This is a genomic window from Streptomyces sp. NPDC026206 (assembly GCF_040638465.1).
GTDB lineage: Bacteria > Actinomycetota > Actinomycetes > Streptomycetales > Streptomycetaceae > Streptomyces.
In genome coordinates, this window is the sequence record NZ_JBEZYL010000002.1 from 371,950 (window position 1) to 390,740 (window position 18,791).

Here is an 18,791-nt window from a genome sequence, read left to right on the forward strand (position 1 = left end):
GGCGGCTACTCGGCCCCGCCCAGATAGAAGAGAAGGAAGAAGAAGGCCACGATGAAGTGGACGGCGACGAGGTAGATGAAGACCCGGACCGTCATGCCCATCGGGGCCCGGTCCTCCTCCAGGTAGTTCTTGGCGTTCTCGCTCATGGCATTGCCCTCCGGGTCGGTGCCGTGCCGCCGAGACACAGCTCGGCGGCACCGCTCTGCATCAGCGTGTGCATGAACAGCAGGTCCACTCCGCCGCGCGACGCCGCAGCGATGCGGTGCGGGGTGAGCGAGTCGAAGTGGGCGGCGTCCCCGGCGTCGAGCAGGTGAACACTCCCGCCCAGGGTCAGCCGCAGCCGTCCGCCCGTGACGTACAGCCACTCCTCGCCCGGGTGCACCCGCACCAGCTCCTCCTGGCTGCCCCGGCCCTGCGGCACGTGCAGCCGCAGCGCCTGCATGGCCCGGCCCGAACCGCCGGCCCGCCAGTACGTCCAGCCGCCCGCCTCCTGCGCCTCCATGCGGTCGGCGCGGACGATCGGATCACGCTCCTCGGGCACCTCGCCCAGCAGGTCGGATACCGTGGTGCCGTACGTGCGCGCCAGCGTCAGCAGCATCGGCAGCGACGGGGTCCGCTGCCCGGTCTCCAGCCGGGAGAGGTGGGCGGGCGACAGCCCGGCCCGCGCCGCGGCGGCCTCCAGGGTCAGCCCGCTGCGCCTGCGCAGGGCACGCAGCTGCGGGGCGACCACGGGCAGATCGTCTGCACTCATGTGTCCGGTATAGCCGGGACCGTGCCACAGGGGCAAAAGTTTTGCCTGTGAGGCAAATCCACCGGGCGATCCGGGCGGTCGTGGTTAACGTCAGGCAAACATTAAATATTGGCATTGACATGACATGCGCTACGCGCGTCATGCTGGACTCATGACAACCCCCCATCGTCTGAGCCGTTTTGCGGCCCTCGCCGCCCTGGCCTCCACTCTCCTGGTCGGCGGCCCCGCCGTCGCCGCCACGCCGTCCGCCTCCCCGGCGGCGGCCGTGAAGAGCGCCGGAGACATCTGCTACTCCGACCTGCCCTCGCAGGCCCACGACACCCTGAACCTGATCGACAAGGGCGGCCCGTACCCGTACCCGAAGGACGGCACCGTCTTCACCAACCGCGAGGGCGTCCTGCCGAAGCACGCGGGCGGCTACTACCACGAGTTCACCGTGGTGACCCCCGGCTCCCCCGACCGCGGTGCCCGCCGGATCGTCGCCGGCCAGAAGGCGCACGAGGACTACTACACCGCGGACCACTACGCGACCTTCGACCTGGTCGACTTCACCTGCTGACCCCGGGGCGGCACCACGCGGGTGCCCCCGGGTGAGCCCGCACGGCGGTACCGGTGTCCCGGTGCCGCCGTGCGGCGTACTCGGCAAGATCGTTTGTACCTGCTGGTATGTACGCCGAGAGGCAAGCCGGACCTCGCCCTGGCCGCGGTCGGACGCACGGCACAGGAGCTGCGGGCCGCCGCGGAGGAACAGTTCGCCGGGCCCGGTACGGCCGTGGAGCGGATCACGGCGTATCTGCGGCGCGAGCGGGACGTGCTCAAGGGCTGTCCGGTCGGCCGGCTCACCCAGGACCCCGACGTCATGGCCGACCCGGTGCTGCGCCGGCCGGTCGACGCGACCTTCGCGTGGCTGCGGTCCCGGCTGGCCGAGCTGCTCACCGAGGGCCGCGACCGCGGCGAGCTGGACGCCGCGCTCGACCCCGGGGCCACCGCGTCGACCGTCGTGGCGGTGCTGCAGGGCGGCTACGTCCTGGCCCGCGCCGCCGGCTCGGCCGAGCCGTTCCACCAAGCCGTCGACGGTGTGCTCGGGCTGCCGGCCGGGCGCGCCGCCGCCGAGTGACCGTCACCACCGAGCTACAGGAGCCTTTTTCCGTGTACGCCATGCAGTACGAGATCACCCTGCCCGCCGACTACGACATGAACATCATCCGCAAGCGGGTGGCGACCCGCGGCCACGCCCTCGACGACCGCGCCGGACTGGGCCTGAAGGCCTACGTCATCCGCGAACGCGGCGTCGATGGCTCACCGGTCCACCAGTACGCCCCCTTCTATCTCTGGGGGGACGCCGGCGCGATGAGCGAGTTCCTGGTCGGCGGCGGCGGGTTCCAGGGCATCATCGGTGACTTCGGACGGCCCGCCGTCCAGCACTGGACCGGCATCGCCTGCGAGGCGGGACCCGCCCGGGCCGTCGCACCGCGGGCGGCGACCCGGCATCTGACGCCGATGCCGGCCGGGGCCGACCCCACGGCCCTGGTCGCGGACGCGCTCGCCGGGCTGGGCGAACTGGCCCGCACCGAAGGCGTGCACACGACCGCCCTGGCCTTCGATCCCCGGCACTGGCAGCTGCTGCGGTTCACGCTGTGGGAGACGGCCGTACCGCAGAGCGCCGCCGCGGGCGCCGAGCGCTATGAAGTGCTGCACCTGTCCGCGCCGCACCTCGACGAGATCCCCGCGGGGCGCCACTGGTAGGCGGCCGCCGCTGTCGCAGCGGGGCCGATTGTCGGTGCCTCCCGCTAACGTTCTGGGGGAACGACGTCCGGGGAGGCACGACACCCACGCACTGCGAGAAGGGGGCGAACTTCCGTGTACCGCTGGGAGATCACCCGGGCCGCACTGGCCCAGCGCATCCTGGCCCAGGTCCGTGGCGACAGCTACGACCAGGCCGCGTCGACGGCGGGCACCCTGCTCTCCGCCGGAATCACGAGCCTGGAGATATCCCTCACCACCCCCTTCGCCCTGGAGGCCGTCACCACCCTCTCCCGCGAGGTCGGCGAGGAGGGCGTCGTCGGCGCGGGTGCGGTCCTCGACGCCCCCTCCGCCCGCATGGCCATCGACGCCGGTGCCCGCTTCCTGGCCTCGCCGGGCCTCGACGCCGGCGTCATCCGCACCGGCCACCGCTACGGGGTGCCGGTCTTCCCCGGCGTCGCCACCCCGACCGAGCTGGTGCGCGCCATGGAGCTGGGCGCCGACGCAGTCAAGATCTTCCCCGCCGTGGGCCGGCACCCCGACTGGATCGAGGCGGTACGCGCGGAGTTGCCGCAGGCGGCGCTGGTGCCCACCGGCGGGATATCCGTCGACAGTGCCCCCGACTGGATCGCCGCCGGGGCCGTGGCCTGCGGCATGGGCGCCGAACTCTCCGAGGGGGACCGGGACTCGGTCGCCAAGCGTGCCGGGGAGCTGCTCGGCCGCCTGGCGGAGGCAGGCCGGCGCTCCGGCTGACGCCCTTCCAACTCCCGCAGCACCTACCGGCCCTGCAAGTCGTCCTCACGGCCGATGCCCGCAACCGTACGCCGCCGTATGGTGGAGGTGAGTCGACGGGTGACCGGGCGCGCGGTCCACTGGACCCGCCGCGCCCGGGGCCCTGTCGAGTGATCTTCGACGACCAGGGGGTCGTGCCATGGTGGCCATAGCGGGTGCGAAGGACGGGACAGTCGATCTGGCGGCGATGGGCGGCGAGTTCGCCCGCGACCCGTACAGCGTCTACGCCAAGCTGCGCGAGCAGGGACCGGTGCACCGCGTGCGGATGCCGGAGGGCGCCCTGTGCTGGCTGGTGGTGGGCTACGACGAGGTGCGGGCCACCTTCAACGACCCCCGGCTGTCGAAGGACTGGGCACAGGCCTCGCACGATCTGGGGCTGCCCGTGATCGCCTCCGGCCCGCACATGCTGATCCTCGACCAGCCGCACCACGGCCGGCTGCGCAAACTCGTCGCCAAGGAGTTCACCGCGCGGCGCGTCGAGGCCATGGCGCCACGCGTCCAGGAGCTCACCGACCGCCTCCTCGACGCGATGCTCGCCGGCCCGGACCGCCGCGCCGACCTCGTCGACGCCCTGTCCTTCCCGCTGCCCATCGGCGTCATCTGTGACCTCCTGGGCGTGCCGGACCTCGACCAGGAGTCCTTCCGCCACTGGTCGAACACCGCCATCGGCTCCGCCCCGGCCAAGGTGAAGGCGCAGGCGGCCGGGGAGATCGCCGCCTATCTCGCCGAACTCGTCGCCGCCAAGCGCGAACGGCCCGGCGACGACCTGCTGAGCGCGCTGATCCGCACCACGGACGAGGACGGCGACCGGCTCTCGCCCGAGGAGCTCCTGGGCATGGCGTGGATCCTGCTGGTCGCGGGCCACGAGACGACCGTCAACCTGATCTCCAATGGCGTCCTCGCACTGCTCCGCCACCCCGGCCAGCTGGCCGAGCTGCGGGCCGACTTCGGGCTGCTGGACAACGCCGTCGAGGAGATGCTGCGCTACGACGGGCCGGTGGAGACCTCCACGTACCGCTTCACGACCGAGCCCATCGACATCGGCGGCACGGTCGTGCCGGGCGGGGGCGAGCTGGTGCTCGCCGTCATCGCCGACGCCGACCACGACCCGGCCCGCTTCCCGGAGCCCGGCCGCTTCGACATCCACCGCGACGCGCGCGGTCACGTCGCCTTCGGACACGGCATCCACTACTGCGTGGGCGCGCCCCTGGCCCGGCTGGAGGCCAAGATCGCCATCCGCTCCCTGCTGGAGAGCTGCCCCGACCTCGCTCTGGACGCCCATCCGGCGGCCCTGACCTGGCGCGAGGGCCTGCTGATGCGTGGCCCGCACCACTTGCCCGTCCGGTTCTGACCGTCCCGCAGCCCCCGCGACCACGCGCCGCGGGGGCACCTGACCATGTCAGGACAACCGGACCTCCGGACTTCCCGTCATCAGGTCCTGGGGCTACGCTCCCTCCGTGGCGAAGCAGCAACCCCTCCAGTTCTCCCTCGACCGGAGCAGTCCGGTCCCGCTCTACTTCCAGCTGTCCCAACAGCTGGAGGCCGCCATCGAAAGGGGTGAGCTCGCCCCCGGAAGCCTGCTCGGCAACGAGATCGAACTCGCCGGACGGCTGGGGCTGTCCCGGCCCACGGTCCGGCAGGCCATTCAGTCGCTGGTCGACAAGGGCCTGCTCGTACGCCGCCGCGGCGTGGGCACCCAGGTCGTGCACAGCCAGGTCAGGCGCCCGCTGGAGCTGAGCAGCCTCTACGACGACCTGGAGGCGGCCGGCCAGCGGCCCGCCACCCGCGTGCTGCGCCGGGCCGTCGAGCCCGCCACCGCCCACGTCGCCGCGGCCCTCGGCGTCGCCGAGGGCGCCGACGTGCTGCTCGTCGAGCGGCTGCGCCTCTCCCACGGCGAGCCCATGGCCCGGCTGACCAACCACCTGCCGGTGGGCCTGCTCGACCTGGAGGGCGAGGTGCTGGAGACCACCGGCCTCTACCGCCTGATGCGCACCGCCGGCATCACCCTGCACAGCGCCCGGCAGACCGTCGGCGCCCGCGCCGCCACCGCCGCCGAGGGCGAGCTGCTGGCGGAGCCCGAGGGTGCGCCGCTGCTGACGATGGAGCGGACGACCTTCGACGACACGGGTCGCGCGGTGGAGTTCGGATCGCATCTGTACCGTGCTTCGCGGTACGCCTTCGACTTCCAGCTGCTGGCCCGTCCGTGACGGTGCGGCGATTGTCATGGCGTAAGAATGTTCTGACAAAGCCTTGACGTGATGTGGCGCGCGCCACTACAAATCCACACACGCCGTGAGCGGAGAAGCAAGCGGAGAGGCAAGCGGAGAAGCAAACAGAAGGGCAAGGAGCGCGGAAGGACGGGAAGCGGACCCGTACGGCACTGCCGACGCCCCGGCCGACAGCGGTGACGGATGGTGACGGATACTTGGGCGGTTGGGCCTGCGGGAGCGGGTCCGGCCGCACCGTGACAGACAGTGGAAGGGCAAGTCCTCGTGGCAAGGGTTCGGACAGGCGTACGTGCGGTGAGCGCCGTGCTGGCAGCGGTGCTCGGCGCCACACTGGCGGGGTGCAGCAGCACGGGCGGCAAGCGCGCCGAGGAGCGGGCCGCCAAGACCGCCCAGGGGCGCGCGGCGGTCGACACCCCCCGGTGGACCTTCGCGATGGTCACCCACTCGGGCGATGGCGACACCTTCTGGGACATCGTCCAGAGCGGTGCCAAGCAGGCGGCCGCCAAGGACAACATCAAGTTCCTCTACGCGCACGACGTGGAGGGGAACAAGCAGGCGCAGAACGTCCAGGCCATGATCGACCAGAAGGTCGACGGCCTGATCGTCACGCTCGCCAAGCCCGACGCCATGAAGGACGTCGTCGCCAAGGCGAAGAAGGCCGGCATCCCGGTGATCACCGTGAACTCGGGCTCCGACAAGTCCAAGGACTTCGGGGCGCTCACCCACATCGGCCAGGACGAGACGATCGCCGGCGAGGCCGTGGGCGAGCAGCTCAACCAGCGCGGGAAGAAGAAGGCCGTCTGTGTCCTGCACGAGCAGGGCAACGTCGGCCACGAGCAGCGCTGCGAAGGTGTGAAGAAGTCCTTCAAGGGCGAGCTGCAGAACCTCTACGTCGAGGGCACCAACATGCCCAATGTGCAGTCGTCCATCGAGGCGAAGCTGCAGTCCGACCGGGACATCGACGCGGTCGTCACCCTGGGTGCCCCCTTCGCCCCCACTGCCGTCAAGGCCGCCGAGCAGGCCGGCAGCAAGGCGGAGGTCGACACCTTCGACCTCAACGCCAAGGTCGCCGAGTCCCTCCAGTCCGGCAGCCTCGGCTTCGCCGTCGACCAGGACCCGTACCTCCAGGGCTATGAGGCCGTCGACCTCCTGTGGCTCTACAAGTACAACCGCGACATGCTCGGCGGCGGCCGCCCGGTCCTGACCGGCCCGCAGATCGTCACCAAGGACGACGCCAAGACCCTGGCCGAGTACACCAAGCGGGGCACGCGATGAGCGCACCCGCCACAGCCCCCGCCAAGAACCCGCCCGACGAGCGCCTCGTGAGCCGCTCGTACCTGCGCCGCACGCTCGGCCGCCCGGAGCTGGGCGCGGTCGTCGGCGCCGCGGCGGTCTTCCTCTTCTTCTCGTTCGTGGCGGACAGCTTCCTCCAGGCCTCCAGCCTCTCCACCGTCCTGTACGCGTCCTCGACGATCGGCATCATGGCCGTGCCCGTCGCGCTGCTGATGATCGGCGGCGAGTTCGACCTGTCCACCGGCGTCATGGTGACGACGTCGGCCCTGGTTTCGTCGATGTTCAGCTACCAGATGACCGCGAACGTCTGGGTGGGGACAGGAGTCTCCCTCCTCGTCACCCTGGCCGTCGGCTTCTTCAACGGCTTCATGCTCACCCGCACCAAGCTGCCGAGCTTCATCATCACCCTCGGCACCTTCCTGATGCTGACGGGCCTGAACCTGGGCTTCACCAAGCTCATCAGCAGCACGGTCTCCACCAAGACCATCGGCGACATGGAGGGCTTCGAGTCCGCCCGGACGGTGTTCGCCTCCCACCTGACGATCGCCGGAGTGGACCTCCAGGTCACGATCCTCTGGTGGCTCGGCCTGGTCGCACTGGCCACCTGGATCCTGCTCCGCACCCGCGTGGGCAACTGGATCTTCGCGGTGGGCGGCGGCGCCGACGCGGCCCGCGCGGTCGGCGTCCCGGTCAACCGGACGAAGATCGGCCTCTACATGGCGGTGGCCTTCTGCGCCTGGATCTCGGGCCAGCACCTGCTCATGTCCTACGACGTCGTCCAGTCGGGCGAGGGCGTCGGCAACGAGTTCCTCTACATCATCGCGGCCGTCATCGGCGGCTGCCTGATGACCGGCGGCTACGGCTCGGCCATCGGGTCCGCGGTCGGCGCGTTCATCTTCGGTATGACCAGCAAGGGCATCGTGTACGCGCAGTGGAACCCGGACTGGTTCAAGTTCTTCCTCGGCGCCATGCTGCTCCTGGCGACCCTGCTGAACGCCTGGGTCCGTAAGCGCGCGGAGGCGACGAAATGAGTGCTCTCGTCAAGCTCACGGACGTGAGCAAGTTCTACGGCAGCATCCGCGCGCTCGAGGGCGTCTCCCTGGAGGTCCACGGGGGTGAGATCACCTGCGTGCTGGGCGACAACGGCGCCGGCAAGTCCACGCTGATCAAGATCATCGCAGGCCTGCACCAGCACGACGCCGGAAGCTTCGAGCTCGAGGGCGAGGAGACGAAGCTCGCCTCGCCCCGGGAGGCCCTCAACCGTGGCATCGCCACGGTCTACCAGGACCTCGCGGTCGTCCCCCTCATGCCGGTCTGGCGGAACTTCTTCCTCGGCTCGGAGCCGACGAAGGGCACGGGCCCCTTCAAGCGCCTCGACGTCCAGCAGATGCGCGAGACGACCCGCGCCGAGCTGCTGCGCATGGGCATCGACCTCCGCGACGTCGACCAGCCCATCGGCACGCTCTCCGGCGGCGAGCGCCAGTGCGTGGCGATCGCGCGCGCCGTCTACTTCGGTGCGAAGGTCCTCGTGCTGGACGAGCCCACGGCCGCGCTGGGCGTCAAGCAGTCCGGCGTCGTGCTCAAGTACGTGGCCGCCGCGCGGGACGCGGGCCTGGGCGTGGTGTTGATCACGCACAACCCGCACCACGCGTACCTCGTCGGTGACCGCTTCATCCTCCTCAAGCGCGGGGCGATGGCGGGCAGCCACACCAAGAACGGGATCGCCCTGGACGAGCTGACCCGCCAGATGGCGGGCGGCAGTGAGCTCGACCAGCTCAGCCACGAGCTGGAGCGGGCACCGGGCCCCGATGTGATCGGCGGCAAGCCGGTGGACTCCGTCGAGGGCTGAGAAGTGCCGGTGCCGGGCAGTGGGGCGCCGCTCTCGGGTTGCGGCCCAGTACCCCGCACCGGTGGCGCCGCCTTGGGTGCAGGTTTGCTGTCCGGTTGCGATTGCCCACCAGCCGGGCGGCAGCCGTCGAACCGGCGGGAGGGGCCGGGGCGGGACGGGTCCTGGCAGGGGCGTAAAGCGTGATTTGCGGCGGCATCGGGGGCGCCGAAACAGGGAACCGCACCCGCCGTAAATCATGCAGCCCCCAGAAGGATCCGTCCCGGTCCGGCCCCGCCCCACGAGGCACCGTTGTGCAGCGCACCGCACCCGTGAGGCACAATCGGCGACGACCACAGATACGAGGCCCCGGCCTCCCGAGACCACTGCAGGGACACCGACTCGTGCGAGCACGCACCCGCAGCGCCCGTAGACCCGCCAGGCCCCACGCAGTGGTGGGGGTGCCGCGATGAGCATGTACCGCGAGCGGGTGTACCGGGGCACCGGAAGGGCGACCGTACTCCGCACGGTGGGCACGCGCGAGCGCCGCTCCCATCTCACCGCACCCCGCGTCCCCACCGTCGGCATCGACATCGGCGGCACCAAGGTGATGGCCGGCGTCGTCGACGCCGACGGCAACATCCTGGAGAAGCTCCGCACGGAGACCCCGGACAAGTCCAAGAGTCCCAAGGTCGTCGAGGACACCATCACCGAACTGGTCCTCGACCTCTCCGACCGCCACGACGTCCACGCCGTCGGCATCGGCGCGGCCGGCTGGGTCGACGCCGACCGCAACCGGGTCCTGTTCGCCCCCCACCTGTCCTGGCGCAACGAGCCCCTGCGCGACCGCCTCGCCGGCCGCCTCGCCGTCCCCGTCATGGTCGACAACGATGCCAACACCGCCGCCTGGGCGGAGTGGCGCTTCGGCGCCGGCCGCGGCGAGGACCACCTCGTCATGATCACGCTGGGCACCGGCATCGGCGGCGCGATCCTCGAGGACGGCCAGGTCAAGCGCGGCAAGTTCGGCGTCGCGGGCGAGTTCGGCCACATGCAGGTCGTGCCCGGCGGCCACCGCTGCCCCTGCGGCAACCGCGGCTGCTGGGAGCAGTACAGCTCGGGCAACGCCCTGGTCCGCGAGGCCCGTGAGCTGGCCGCCGCCGAGTCTCCGGTCGCGTACGGGATCATCGACCGCGTCGGCGGCAGCATCCCCGAGATCACCGGTCCGCTGATCACGGAGCTGGCCCGCGAGGGCGACGCCATGTGCGTCGAGCTCTTGCAGGACATCGGCCAGTGGCTGGGCGTGGGCATCGCCAACCTGGCCGCCGCCCTGGACCCGTCCTGCTTCGTCATCGGCGGCGGGGTCTCGGCAGCCGACGACCTCCTGATCGGCCCGGCCCGGGACGCCTTCCGCCGCCACCTCACCGGCCGCGGCTACCGCCCGGAGGCCCGTATCGTCAAGGCACAGCTGGGCCCCGAGGCCGGCATGGTCGGCGCCGCCGACCTGGCCCGCCTCGTCGCCCGCCGCTTCCGCCGCGCCAACCGGCGCCGCGTCGAGCGCTACGAGCGGTACGCACAGGCGGGCCGGGGATGAGCATCATGGAGCACACCGAACGCACCGCCCACGCGGAGGAGCCCGGCGGCCCGGCCGCCGACGGGACCGCCGGCCGGCCCCGCCGCCGCTGGGTCAAGCCGTTCATCATCTTCCTGCTCGTGGCCATCCCCGCCGGCTACCTCTACATCTCCGCGGTGCAGAGCCGCGGCGGCAGCGCCACCAAGCGGGAGGAGGCCGTCTCCAAGGGGCTGGAGGAGGGCTGGCCCTCCAAGGTCCAGCGGCGCATCTATGGGATGACGGTGCCGGCCTACGCCACCGACGTCGCCCACTACGAGACCAACTCCTGGCGGTCCAGCTCGCTGTACCTGCAGTTCTCGACCACGCGTAAGAAGTTCGACAAGTGGCTCAAGCAGGTCGGCACCAACCCCGCCGCCCTCAAGGACGGCCGGATCACCATCGACGAGGACGAGGCGGCCGTCGTGGGGTGGAAGTTCGGCAGCGGCCACCACTGGAAGGGCACGGTCCGGGAGCAGGACAAGCCCAAGCCGAATTTCCAGATCACCGCCAACATGGACAACCCGGACCGCCCCGAGGTGTTCGTCATCTCGACGACGACGCCCTGACGGCGACCCCCTGAAACGGGCCCGACGGACCCGAGGACGGCCCCGTCCTCGTCCTCGGTCCCGCGCTGGGTACCACCTGGCACAGGCTGCAGATGGCGTCTCGCACGGTCCAGATGGTCCAGGTCAGGGGTGTGCGCGCAGGTCAGGGCCTTGTGGTCCGGGAGAGTCGAGACAGTTGGTGAGACCTGTGTGAGACGAGGAGCCCTCGCTGGTGCACTCCGGCGGGGGCTCTGCGTGCGGCTGCAAGACGACGTGTGTGCTCACGGCCGATGCCGCAGCACAAAGCAGGGGACCCCCCGCGGCGAACCAGGCCGTAGCCGTTCGCCCGAGAGAACCCGAACGCTTCGGACGCTTCTTCCCCACGCTTCCCCGGCCGAGACCAGGCAGCGCCACCGACACGCCCTCGCGGCACGGCAGAGTACCCCGGCGAGTGCTGCCGGGGACCTCTCACTGACTCAAGATCAAGTGCTTGGCGTTACTGGCTGTTCCGTTGGTCCCCACGGCCGAAGCGCGCGAGCGCGAGGTCAGAGGAGGTGGTCGGCGCGACCGTCGTGGGTGAGGCGCTCACGGAAGTCAGCCAGCACGCTGTGGTGGAAGCCGGGATCGTCCAGCTCCATGGCCGGGGAGTATGTGAAGTCGATGCGGCAGCGGACCGCTTCGGCCGCTGCCGGTCCGACAGGTCGAGCAGGAACTGCAGGACACAGATGGTGGCCAGTTGGGCGGGTGAGAGCCCGGGACGCGCGTCGCGCGGGTACCAGTCGGCGAAGTCCTCGTCGCACCACAGTCCGTTCAAGCGGTCTCTCACCCACATGGCCGTCGTACCGTCTGGGTTGCTCGCCCGTGCGATGCCAAGCGGCGGGAGCGCCGAATTACAGGTACTCCCTGGTCGTCTGCCGCGTGGGGCTCATCGTCAACCGCTGTCACCGAGATGGCGCTTCCGTGTCACCGGCTGAGCTGTACAGGTGAATGACGTATTGGGCTTCCGCCCGCCTCTTGCATGCTGGGGCGGTCCTCGCACGCTCACATCCGGGCCGGAGCTTGCCATCGGGCGGATTGAATGAAGGAAACCAGCCACTGTGAACTCGCCATTTTCCCTTCGTGCTTCAGCTCTGGACCGGGCTTTTCTTGCGTTCGGGAGCAGGAACCCGGATGCACGTCTGGATGTGGGAGCCATCCTGTATGCGGAGGGCGAAGCGCCGACCGTGGCCGACCTGAGGTGTCTGGTCGACGGGGCGCTGCACGAGTTGCCGGTGCTGTCTCACGCGCTGCGCGGGTCGGCCTCGGCCGTCGCCTGGGCGCCCGTTCCCGATTTCCAGGTGGTTCGGCATGTGGTGGAGACAGTCGTGGCGGGCGAGGGGCGTACATGCGTGGAGAACGAGGTCCAGCGGTTGTGGGCCGGGCCGCTTCCTTCCGCACTCGACTGGGAGATGCGGCTGGTGCGGCCATCCTCGGGGCACGGTTGGGCTCTGTCTTATCGCGTGCACCACGGCCGCCAGGACGGTGTGGCGATCGCGCAGATGTTGCAGATCCTTGTCACTCCAGCAGGACCGGGGCCGGTCCCGCGACCGGCCGCCGGCAAAGGGGTCGGCACGGGCATGGGACGGTTCCTGCGGGCGTTGGGTACGGGTGCGGCGATGTATGCCGGGTATCGGCGCTTCCCGCCGACCGGGCTGGGGGCGGAGTGGGAGCTCTCGGGCAGGCGTCGAATTTCGACCGCCGCGACCTCGCTGCCCCGGTTGCGCTCGGTGGCGCACGCGGCCGGAGGAACGGTCAACGATGTTCATCTGGCCGCTCTGGCGGGAGCGGTGCGCGCCTGGTGCCTGGAGACGGGCAGAACTCCCGCGCCGCTGGCCGTCGCCGTCCCGCTCAATGTCAGGCGCGCCGAGGAGTCATCGACGTGGGGCAATAGGTGTTTTTTGCGTCGGGTGTGGCTGCCGTGCCAGGAAGGTGACCCGCAGCTGCGCCTGCTGCAGACCGTGAAGGCGACCACCGTGCTCAAGTCGGCGCGCGTGCGCCAGACCGCACAGGACCTGCTGCACGGCTCGCCGGCCTGGCTGGTGAAATTCGCACTCCACCGTGTGCTGGATGCGCGCTACGCCCCGGTCATCTCGTCATACGTGCCGTGCGGGGAGGACGAGGCGGCGGTGCCGCCGTCACTGACTGACGTGGTGCCGATGACCCTGCTGCCTCCCGGGCATCCGTTCAATGTCGGCCTGACGACCTACGGCACGACCGCCCAGATCGCCGTGATCAGCGATGTGGCGGTTCCCGGCGTGGACCGGCTCCCGGTGCTGTGGCAGCAGGCCGCCGTACAGCTGTGGGAGGCGATCCTGTCATCTCCCCCCGCTCCCAGGCACCCGGCCGACGGCCGGGTGGGTGTCCCGGCAGGGGGGCGTGCTCGTTCATGATGCCGATGTCACGAGCAGCTGCGGACGGGTGCTCCATCACGCTGGGCGGTGAGGAGCGGTCCGGTCTTCGCCGTGCTGTCGCACAAGTGGGGCGCGACTACGGGATGGCGTACTTCCTGCAGGAGGTACGCGCGGGCAAGCGGTGCGAGGACCTCTGGGCCGACCTGGGACGCTGCGGTTTCACCGGGGTACACCTGCCGGAGGCTTACGGGGGCGGCGGCGCCGGTATGGCCGAACTGTGCGTGGTGGCCGAGGAGATCGCCGCCCACGGCTGCCCCCTGCTCATGCTCATGGTGTCCTCGGCGGTGTGCGGGACCATCCTGGCCCGCTTCGGCACGGAGGAACAAAAGCGCCGGTGGCTGCCGGGCATCGCGGACGGCAGCGGGACCATGGCCTTCGCGATCACCGAGGCGGACGCCGGCTCCAACAGTTACCGCATCGCCACCACGGCCCGGCGCGACCGGCACGACTGGGTGCTGTCCGGCCGTAAGGTCTTCACCTCCGGTGTCGACACAGCTGCGGCCGTCATGGTCGTCGCCCGCGCCGAACTCCCCTCGGGCGAGGTGGCCCCGGGGCTGTTCGTCGTCGAACGCGACGCTCCAGGCTTGGAGTGGCACCCCATTCCCATGGACGTCGCGCTGGCCGAAGAGCAGCACGCCCTGTTCTTCGATGACGTCCGGGTACCGCACGCGGCAAGAGTGACGGCCGGGGAGGGCGGGCTCAAGCCGCTGTTCGCCGGGCTCAACCCGGAACGACTGGTGGCCGCGTCCCTGGCCACCGGGCTCGGCTCACTGGCTCTGCGCCGCGCTGTCGACTACGCCCGCGAACGCACGGTGTGGCAGATGCCCATCGGGGCCCATCAGGGCATCGCTCACCCCCTCGCCAAGGCCTCGATCGAGACCGAGCTGGCCCGGCTGATGACCGCAAAGGCCGCGGCGCTTTGCGACCTGGGACAACACAAGATCGCCGGTGAAGCGGCGAACATGGCCAAGTACGCCGCGGCCGAGGCCGCCGCCCGGACCGCCGACAAGGTACTGCAGGTCTTCGGCGGGAACGGCATGTGCACGGAGTACGGTGTCGCCCCTTTGCTCGGACTGTCCCGGGTCATCCGCGTCGCACCGGTCAGCCAGGAAATGATCCTCAACCACATTGCCCACGGATCGCTGGGGTTGCCGAAGTCGTACTGAGGCAGCCATGGCGGGTTGCCGACCACACGAAGGGACACGGGCGTATGCTCATCGCCCTGACCGGTGCAACCGGCTTTCTCGGCTCCCATCTGCTGGCCCGCTTCCTGGCCCAAGGGGCCGATGTCGTCGCGCTCGTCCGGGACGACGGGCCCTCGTCGCCGCCCGCGAGGCCGTCACGGACGCGGGCCTGGCGGGCGGCACGTGGGATCCGGCCCGTGTGGCAGTCGTCATCGGCATCGGGACCTGCAGCTTCGACCAGTACGAGAGCGAATTCGCCAAAATCGCCGAAAACCGCTCCGAGCTCGTCTCCCCGCTGGCGATCGTCCGCAGTGTGCCGAGCATGATCGCCGGAGAGATCGCCCTTGACCTGCAAACCCAGGGCCCGACCCTGGCAGTCTCCACAGCGTGCGCGTCGGGCACGACCGCCCTGGGCATCGCGCGCGACCTGCTGCGCGCGGGCAGCTGCGACATCGCCCTCGCCGGTGGAGCCGAGGCCAACCGTACGCGCATCCCCGCTGCCTGCTTCTCCCAAATGCGAGCCCTTTCACGCCGCTGCCACGCACCTGCCGCCGCATCGCGCCCCTTCGACCGGGATCGGGACGGCTTCGTCCTGAGCGAAGGCGCCGGCCTCATGGTCCTCGAACGCGCCGCCCACGCCCGGGCCCGAGGCATCGTTCCGCGGGCCCACCTCGCCGGCTACGGTGCCTCCTGCGACGCCCACCACATCGCCGCCCCCACCCGCAGGGCCGAGGCGCCGCGCAGGCTCTGCGCATGGCCCTCCACGACGCCGGCTTGTCCCCCCAGGACGTCGGCTTCATCAACGCCCACGGCACCGCCACCCGTGAGAACGATCTGATGGAATCCCACGCGCTCCACGAGGTCTTCCCGCACGTACCACCCGTCACCTCCCTGAAGGGCACACTTGGCCACTCCCTGGGAGCCACCGGCGCCATCGAGGCAGTTTTTTCCTGGAGTCCCTGGTGCGGGCACGCCGGTCCGCCGGTCTGCCGGGCTCGGCACTGGCATGGGGAGGCATCGGTGAGACGGGATACGTCGTACGAAGCATCATGTCGGACACCATCGCCGGCTCCGGTATCGGACTGATTCCGCCCGCTACCGCGTGCGAGGCGTTGAGCCGCTTCCTGAGCCGCGGCACGCAGACGGCCGTGGTCGGCTGCATGGACTGGGCGCGACTGGCCAAGGTATTGCCCGCCCTGCACACTCCGCGGTTCGCCAAGCAGCCGGAGGACACAGAAAGCCTTTCCGGCCACACAGGAGCGGAGGACTTCAGGAAACGGCTGGCCAAGGCGGACAGTGCGGAGCTGCGCACGACTCTGATCGCCGACACCCTTACGGAACTCACGGCCACCGTTTTGCAGACCACCCGGGATCGCATCGACCGCACGGCGAACCTCGCGGACCTCGGCCTGGACTCGCTGATGAGCACCCAACTCAAGGTCTCTATGCACCGGGTGTTCGGCCGCGACCTTCCCATCATGGAGCTGATGGCCGCAGGCAGCATCGACGGGCTGACTCAACGCCTCGACAGGGCACTGAGCGGTTCCTGAGCGTAGTGGCGGCCGCGGACCGTCCAACGCCGGACGGTCCGCGCGGTCCACCGCCGCTCACCGTGATGTGCTCCCGGCGACACGGTCACGCACCGGCCTGCGGTGCGCCGACGAGTTCTCCGGCCATCCACTCGGCCGTGATCGCCAAACCCGCCTCAAGGGGGACGGCGGGGGCCCAATCCAGGATTGCCGTCGCGAGAGAGATGTCCGGACACCGGACCTTGGGGTCGTCGACCATTGCGGCAACGGACTCGATCGGTGAATCGGATCGCGTCACAACGCGCACCATCTCCGCGATACACCGTACGGTCAGCTCGCGCGGACTGCCGAGGTTCACCGGTCCCGAATGTTGTGAGCGGGCGAGCCGCATCAACCCTTCGGTCGTGTCGTCCACGTAGCACAGCGAGCGTGTCTGCCGGCCATGGCCATGGACGGTGAGAGGACTTCCGCTCAGAGCCTGCCGGATGAAGGTGGGCACCATCCGCCCGTCGTCCGCCTGCATCCGCGGACCATACGTGTTGAAGATCCGGACGATTCCGGTGTTCATTCTGAAGGTTTGCCGATATGCCACCGTTAGCGCTTCTGCGAAGCGCTTCGCTTCGTCATAGGCACTGCGCGGACCCACCGGGTTGACATGCCCCCAATACCCTTCGCTCTGCGGATGGACCTGCGGGTCACCGTAGACCTCGCTGGTGGACGCCAGGAGAAAACGTGCGCCTTTGCTCCGAGCCAGCTCAAGCAGACTCCGCGTCCCATGGGATCCCGCCATGAGTGTTTCCACCGGCTTGGCTGAGTATGCGGCCGGGGACGCGGGCGAGGCGAGGTGAAGCACGAGGTCCACGTCGCCGTCGACGGTGAAGCGATCCGCGGCCACGTCCGCGCGGAGGAAGGAAAAGCTTGCGTGCTCCAGCAGGTGGCGGACATTGCTCTCCCTGCCCGTGCTGAGGTTGTCTACGCAGAGGACTTCGTAGCCGTCGGAGATGAGGCGCTGACACACGTGGGAGCCGAGGAATCCGGCCCCGCCGGCAACCACTGCTTTCGGATGTGCGGTCATCAAGGTCATCTCACTCAGCAGCCGTTCCCCTACCCGATGTTTGATGGAGCGTGCTTTCGATGATGTCGCAGGCTCTGTGAATTCCGGTTTCTGCACGCAGCTGCTGCCCGAGCTCGGCAGCCGTACGGCGCATCGAGGCGTCGCCGAGAGCCGCGGACACAGCATCGGCGAGACTGTGAGCTGTCAGCTCACGGGCGGGCAGCGGCCGAGGCCCCGCGCCCAGAGCGTGCACCCGGGCTCCCCAGAAGGGCTGATCGAGGAAGTGCGGGCAGACGATCGTAGGGATTCCGGCAGTGAGGCTCGCACCGACGGTGCTCGCTCCCCCATGGTGCACGGCGGCAGCGATCCGTGGGAAGAGCCATGTGTGCGGCACATGCGGGACGACCTGAACAAGGTCGTCAGATTCCAGCTTCTTCGGGTCACCGAGAAACACACCGCGCGCGCCGGCTTTCCTGAGTGCGGAGCGAATCAAGCGGTAACGCTGTTCGGGAGCACCTGAGACCATGCTTCCGAACCCGACGTACACGATAGGGGCCGTGTCGGCTTCCATGAAGTCGGCAAGAGGCCCCGGAGGCTGCCATCCCGTGGGTGGATTAAGCTGCCAATACCCCGTGACGTGGGCACACTTTGGCCAGTCGTGAGGAACCGCAAGAACGGAAGTGCTGAAGCAGTAGAGCGTCGGACGAGACATCTGCCGCGCCTCTTTGAACGGACCTGTGAACGGCCACGGGGGCAGCCCGAGGGTTTTCCCGCGCCATGCGTTGACCCGCTTTCGGAACACCTGCCAGAAGGCTTGTTCTGTAAGCCGGAGACTGAGCCTGTTACCGATGTCTCCCAATGAACGGTGGAACCCGATCGCAGGAAAGTCCCGCGTCGGGTGAGCCGGCATGAAGGAAGCCATGACCGACGGCACGCCCATGCGTTCCGCGAAGCTCGCAGCCGGGAGAGCGAAAGGAGAGTAGACGAAGCAGTCACTCTCCTGCACGGCTGCGGCCGTCTCTTCGAGTAGCTGGTCCACCGCGGGCCCGACGACCCGCTTCATCCACCGCGCGAACGGCACCGCTCCCTGCCCTGCAGCAAGCCACCGCTGCCCGTCGGGGCTGGCGATCAGAGATTCGATGTCGGGCTCGACGGACGAGAACTGCACGCCGGTGCCGGACAAGAGGTCCGCATAACGTGGCGAGCCGACAAGGTGGACGTCGAGGCCCCTCTGCCGCAAGGCCCCGCCCAATGCGACGTACGGCTGGGTGTCGCCTCGCGCCCCCAGCGAAATGATGCTGATTCTCTGCGGCATGTCCGTCCTCTGGTGGGTGGTGCGGACCCAACTGTTCCCTGCCCGGCGCAGGCGCTCGGCCAGGCCGCCGACACTGGCGGCGTGCATCAACTCCACGACGAGCAGATCGCATCAGAACGCCCGGTTCACCGTGGGTTCTCAACTCGGGGGCCGTTAGCGAGTCCAGTTCCAGGTCACGATTAAGCGAAACGTCCGACCGTGTCCGGCAGGGTCTACAACTGCCGCCAGCGCCGCACGTGCACCGGCGCGGAGCAGCTGATGGGTCCCCGGCCCAGTGGCGCGACCACGGGGGACAAGAGGCCGAGGAGAATCCTCGAACCCGGAAAATCAGCGACACCGGTGAGCGGCATGATCACCTGCCCAGGATGGGGGGACAGAGGTAAGGGGACAATCCCTCGGAGGAGTGAATCGGCTGAAGGCCTGACTGCCCGCGCCCCCATTGGCCGGCCGGTGGTTGCGGTGTGGCGTCCCCG

The 18,791-nt window shown here is 69.7% G+C and carries 21 protein-coding genes and 1 pseudogene; 17 read left to right on the forward strand and 5 right to left on the reverse strand.

What is annotated here, in order from left to right:
• Positions 1-5: 5 nt before the first annotated feature.
• Together AB0F13_RS05130 and AB0F13_RS05135 are read right to left on the reverse strand one after the other, a co-directional pair.
• Complete coding sequence (locus AB0F13_RS05130) at positions 6-146, reverse strand: DUF6126 family protein (protein ID WP_362075373.1); 141 nt, start codon at positions 144-146, stop codon at positions 6-8.
• On the reverse strand, positions 143-751 hold the full coding sequence (locus AB0F13_RS05135; RefSeq protein ID WP_362075376.1) for an XRE family transcriptional regulator: 609 nt from the start codon (positions 749-751) through the stop codon (positions 143-145). The genes AB0F13_RS05130 and AB0F13_RS05135 overlap by 4 nt, the downstream gene beginning before the upstream one ends.
• Positions 752-902: 151 nt before the next feature.
• On the opposite strand from AB0F13_RS05135, the gene AB0F13_RS05140 reads away from it, so the two are divergent.
• The 11 genes from AB0F13_RS05140 (at position 903) to AB0F13_RS05190 (ending at position 10,807) form a co-directional block, all read left to right on the forward strand.
• On the forward strand, positions 903-1,310 hold the full coding sequence (locus tag AB0F13_RS05140; protein ID WP_362075379.1) for a ribonuclease domain-containing protein: 408 nt from the start codon (positions 903-905) through the stop codon (positions 1,308-1,310).
• A gap of 93 nt (positions 1,311-1,403) precedes the next feature.
• Positions 1,404-1,868 (forward strand): TetR/AcrR family transcriptional regulator, encoded by a 465-nt coding sequence (locus tag AB0F13_RS05145; protein ID WP_362075382.1) that lies wholly within the window; start codon positions 1,404-1,406, stop codon positions 1,866-1,868.
• Positions 1,869-1,900: 32 nt separating this feature from the next.
• Positions 1,901-2,497 carry a DUF4865 family protein gene (locus AB0F13_RS05150; RefSeq protein ID WP_362075385.1) on the forward strand — a complete coding sequence of 199 codons (597 nt, stop codon included), beginning with the start codon at positions 1,901-1,903 and terminating at the stop codon, positions 2,495-2,497.
• A gap of 114 nt (positions 2,498-2,611) precedes the next feature.
• Complete coding sequence (locus AB0F13_RS05155) at positions 2,612-3,247, forward strand: 2-dehydro-3-deoxyphosphogluconate aldolase (protein WP_362075387.1); 636 nt, start codon at positions 2,612-2,614, stop codon at positions 3,245-3,247.
• 178 nt (positions 3,248-3,425) lie between these two features.
• A complete protein-coding gene (locus AB0F13_RS05160; RefSeq protein WP_362075390.1) occupies positions 3,426-4,637 on the forward strand; it encodes a cytochrome P450 in 1,212 nt (403 codons plus the stop codon).
• A 106-nt stretch (positions 4,638-4,743) separates the two neighbouring features.
• Positions 4,744-5,493 (forward strand): GntR family transcriptional regulator, encoded by a 750-nt coding sequence (locus tag AB0F13_RS05165; protein WP_362075394.1) that lies wholly within the window; start codon positions 4,744-4,746, stop codon positions 5,491-5,493.
• Between the two features lie 324 nt (positions 5,494-5,817).
• Positions 5,818-6,789: a sugar ABC transporter substrate-binding protein gene (locus AB0F13_RS05170; RefSeq protein ID WP_362076041.1), complete on the forward strand. Its 972-nt coding sequence runs from the start codon at positions 5,818-5,820 to the stop codon at positions 6,787-6,789.
• Complete coding sequence (locus AB0F13_RS05175) at positions 6,786-7,838, forward strand: ABC transporter permease (protein ID WP_362075397.1); 1,053 nt, start codon at positions 6,786-6,788, stop codon at positions 7,836-7,838. Before AB0F13_RS05170 ends, AB0F13_RS05175 begins: the two co-directional genes overlap by 4 nt.
• The gene (locus tag AB0F13_RS05180; protein WP_362075400.1) at positions 7,835-8,656 is read left to right on the forward strand and encodes an ATP-binding cassette domain-containing protein; all 822 of its coding nucleotides are present in this window, start codon (positions 7,835-7,837) and stop codon (positions 8,654-8,656) included. The genes AB0F13_RS05175 and AB0F13_RS05180 overlap by 4 nt, the downstream gene beginning before the upstream one ends.
• A gap of 445 nt (positions 8,657-9,101) precedes the next feature.
• Positions 9,102-10,223: an ROK family glucokinase gene (locus tag AB0F13_RS05185; RefSeq protein WP_362075402.1), complete on the forward strand. Its 1,122-nt coding sequence runs from the start codon at positions 9,102-9,104 to the stop codon at positions 10,221-10,223.
• A gap of 5 nt (positions 10,224-10,228) precedes the next feature.
• The gene (locus AB0F13_RS05190; protein ID WP_362075405.1) at positions 10,229-10,807 is read left to right on the forward strand and encodes a hypothetical protein; all 579 of its coding nucleotides are present in this window, start codon (positions 10,229-10,231) and stop codon (positions 10,805-10,807) included.
• Positions 10,808-11,331: 524 nt separating this feature from the next.
• On the opposite strand, the gene AB0F13_RS05195 is transcribed toward AB0F13_RS05190, so the two are convergent.
• Complete coding sequence (locus AB0F13_RS05195; RefSeq protein ID WP_362075408.1) at positions 11,332-11,424, reverse strand: hypothetical protein; 93 nt, start codon at positions 11,422-11,424, stop codon at positions 11,332-11,334.
• Positions 11,425-11,883: 459 nt separating this feature from the next.
• On the opposite strand from AB0F13_RS05195, the gene AB0F13_RS05200 reads away from it, so the two are divergent.
• The 6 genes and pseudogenes from AB0F13_RS05200 to AB0F13_RS05225 all read left to right on the forward strand — a co-directional run bounded on the left by AB0F13_RS05200 (position 11,884) and on the right by AB0F13_RS05225 (position 15,970).
• Positions 11,884-13,215 carry a wax ester/triacylglycerol synthase domain-containing protein gene (locus AB0F13_RS05200; protein ID WP_362075411.1) on the forward strand — a complete coding sequence of 444 codons (1,332 nt, stop codon included), beginning with the start codon at positions 11,884-11,886 and terminating at the stop codon, positions 13,213-13,215.
• Between the two features lie 5 nt (positions 13,216-13,220).
• Positions 13,221-14,402, forward strand: a complete 1,182-nt coding sequence (locus AB0F13_RS05205; RefSeq protein WP_362075414.1) for an acyl-CoA dehydrogenase family protein — start codon at positions 13,221-13,223, stop codon at positions 14,400-14,402.
• A gap of 44 nt (positions 14,403-14,446) precedes the next feature.
• A pseudogene (locus tag AB0F13_RS05210) lies at positions 14,447-14,518 on the forward strand (SDR family oxidoreductase); the annotation flags it as partial.
• A gap of 71 nt (positions 14,519-14,589) precedes the next feature.
• Positions 14,590-15,258 carry a beta-ketoacyl synthase N-terminal-like domain-containing protein gene (locus AB0F13_RS05215; protein ID WP_362076044.1) on the forward strand — a complete coding sequence of 223 codons (669 nt, stop codon included), beginning with the start codon at positions 14,590-14,592 and terminating at the stop codon, positions 15,256-15,258.
• Positions 15,174-15,506 carry a hypothetical protein gene (locus AB0F13_RS05220; protein WP_362075417.1) on the forward strand — a complete coding sequence of 111 codons (333 nt, stop codon included), beginning with the start codon at positions 15,174-15,176 and terminating at the stop codon, positions 15,504-15,506. Before AB0F13_RS05215 ends, AB0F13_RS05220 begins: the two co-directional genes overlap by 85 nt.
• Positions 15,470-15,970: an acyl carrier protein gene (locus AB0F13_RS05225; protein ID WP_362075420.1), complete on the forward strand. Its 501-nt coding sequence runs from the start codon at positions 15,470-15,472 to the stop codon at positions 15,968-15,970. Before AB0F13_RS05220 ends, AB0F13_RS05225 begins: the two co-directional genes overlap by 37 nt.
• An 85-nt stretch (positions 15,971-16,055) precedes the next feature.
• Here the strand turns inward: AB0F13_RS05225 and AB0F13_RS05230 are convergent, their stop codons facing one another.
• Both AB0F13_RS05230 and AB0F13_RS05235 read right to left on the reverse strand, forming a co-directional pair.
• Entirely contained in the window at positions 16,056-17,024 is a 969-nt protein-coding gene (locus AB0F13_RS05230; protein WP_362076047.1) for an NAD-dependent epimerase/dehydratase family protein, read from the reverse strand.
• A 10-nt stretch (positions 17,025-17,034) separates the two neighbouring features.
• Complete coding sequence (locus AB0F13_RS05235; RefSeq protein WP_362076050.1) at positions 17,035-18,405, reverse strand: glycosyltransferase; 1,371 nt, start codon at positions 18,403-18,405, stop codon at positions 17,035-17,037.
• Positions 18,406-18,791 lie beyond the last annotated feature (386 nt).

What these genes read in the sequence shown, in the direction of transcription:
- AB0F13_RS05130 (WP_362075373.1), bottom strand. Translation starts at nt 146, where the DNA reads ATGAGCGAGAACGCCAAGAACTACCTGGAGGAGGACCGGGCCCCGATG.
- AB0F13_RS05135 (WP_362075376.1), bottom strand. Translation starts at nt 751, where the DNA reads ATGAGTGCAGACGATCTGCCCGTGGTCGCCCCGCAGCTGCGTGCCCTG.
- AB0F13_RS05140 (WP_362075379.1), top strand. Translation starts at nt 903, where the DNA reads ATGACAACCCCCCATCGTCTGAGCCGTTTTGCGGCCCTCGCCGCCCTG.
- AB0F13_RS05160 (WP_362075390.1), top strand. Translation starts at nt 3,426, where the DNA reads ATGGTGGCCATAGCGGGTGCGAAGGACGGGACAGTCGATCTGGCGGCG.
- AB0F13_RS05175 (WP_362075397.1), top strand. Translation starts at nt 6,786, where the DNA reads ATGAGCGCACCCGCCACAGCCCCCGCCAAGAACCCGCCCGACGAGCGC.
- AB0F13_RS05180 (WP_362075400.1), top strand. Translation starts at nt 7,835, where the DNA reads ATGAGTGCTCTCGTCAAGCTCACGGACGTGAGCAAGTTCTACGGCAGC.
- AB0F13_RS05185 (WP_362075402.1), top strand. Translation starts at nt 9,102, where the DNA reads ATGAGCATGTACCGCGAGCGGGTGTACCGGGGCACCGGAAGGGCGACC.
- AB0F13_RS05190 (WP_362075405.1), top strand. Translation starts at nt 10,229, where the DNA reads ATGGAGCACACCGAACGCACCGCCCACGCGGAGGAGCCCGGCGGCCCG.
- AB0F13_RS05195 (WP_362075408.1), bottom strand. Translation starts at nt 11,424, where the DNA reads ATGGAGCTGGACGATCCCGGCTTCCACCACAGCGTGCTGGCTGACTTC.
- AB0F13_RS05205 (WP_362075414.1), top strand. Translation starts at nt 13,221, where the DNA reads ATGTCACGAGCAGCTGCGGACGGGTGCTCCATCACGCTGGGCGGTGAG.
- AB0F13_RS05220 (WP_362075417.1), top strand. Translation starts at nt 15,174, where the DNA reads ATGGCCCTCCACGACGCCGGCTTGTCCCCCCAGGACGTCGGCTTCATC.
- AB0F13_RS05225 (WP_362075420.1), top strand. Translation starts at nt 15,470, where the DNA reads ATGTCGGACACCATCGCCGGCTCCGGTATCGGACTGATTCCGCCCGCT.
- AB0F13_RS05230 (WP_362076047.1), bottom strand. Translation starts at nt 17,024, where the DNA reads ATGACCGCACATCCGAAAGCAGTGGTTGCCGGCGGGGCCGGATTCCTC.
- AB0F13_RS05235 (WP_362076050.1), bottom strand. Translation starts at nt 18,405, where the DNA reads ATGCACGCCGCCAGTGTCGGCGGCCTGGCCGAGCGCCTGCGCCGGGCA.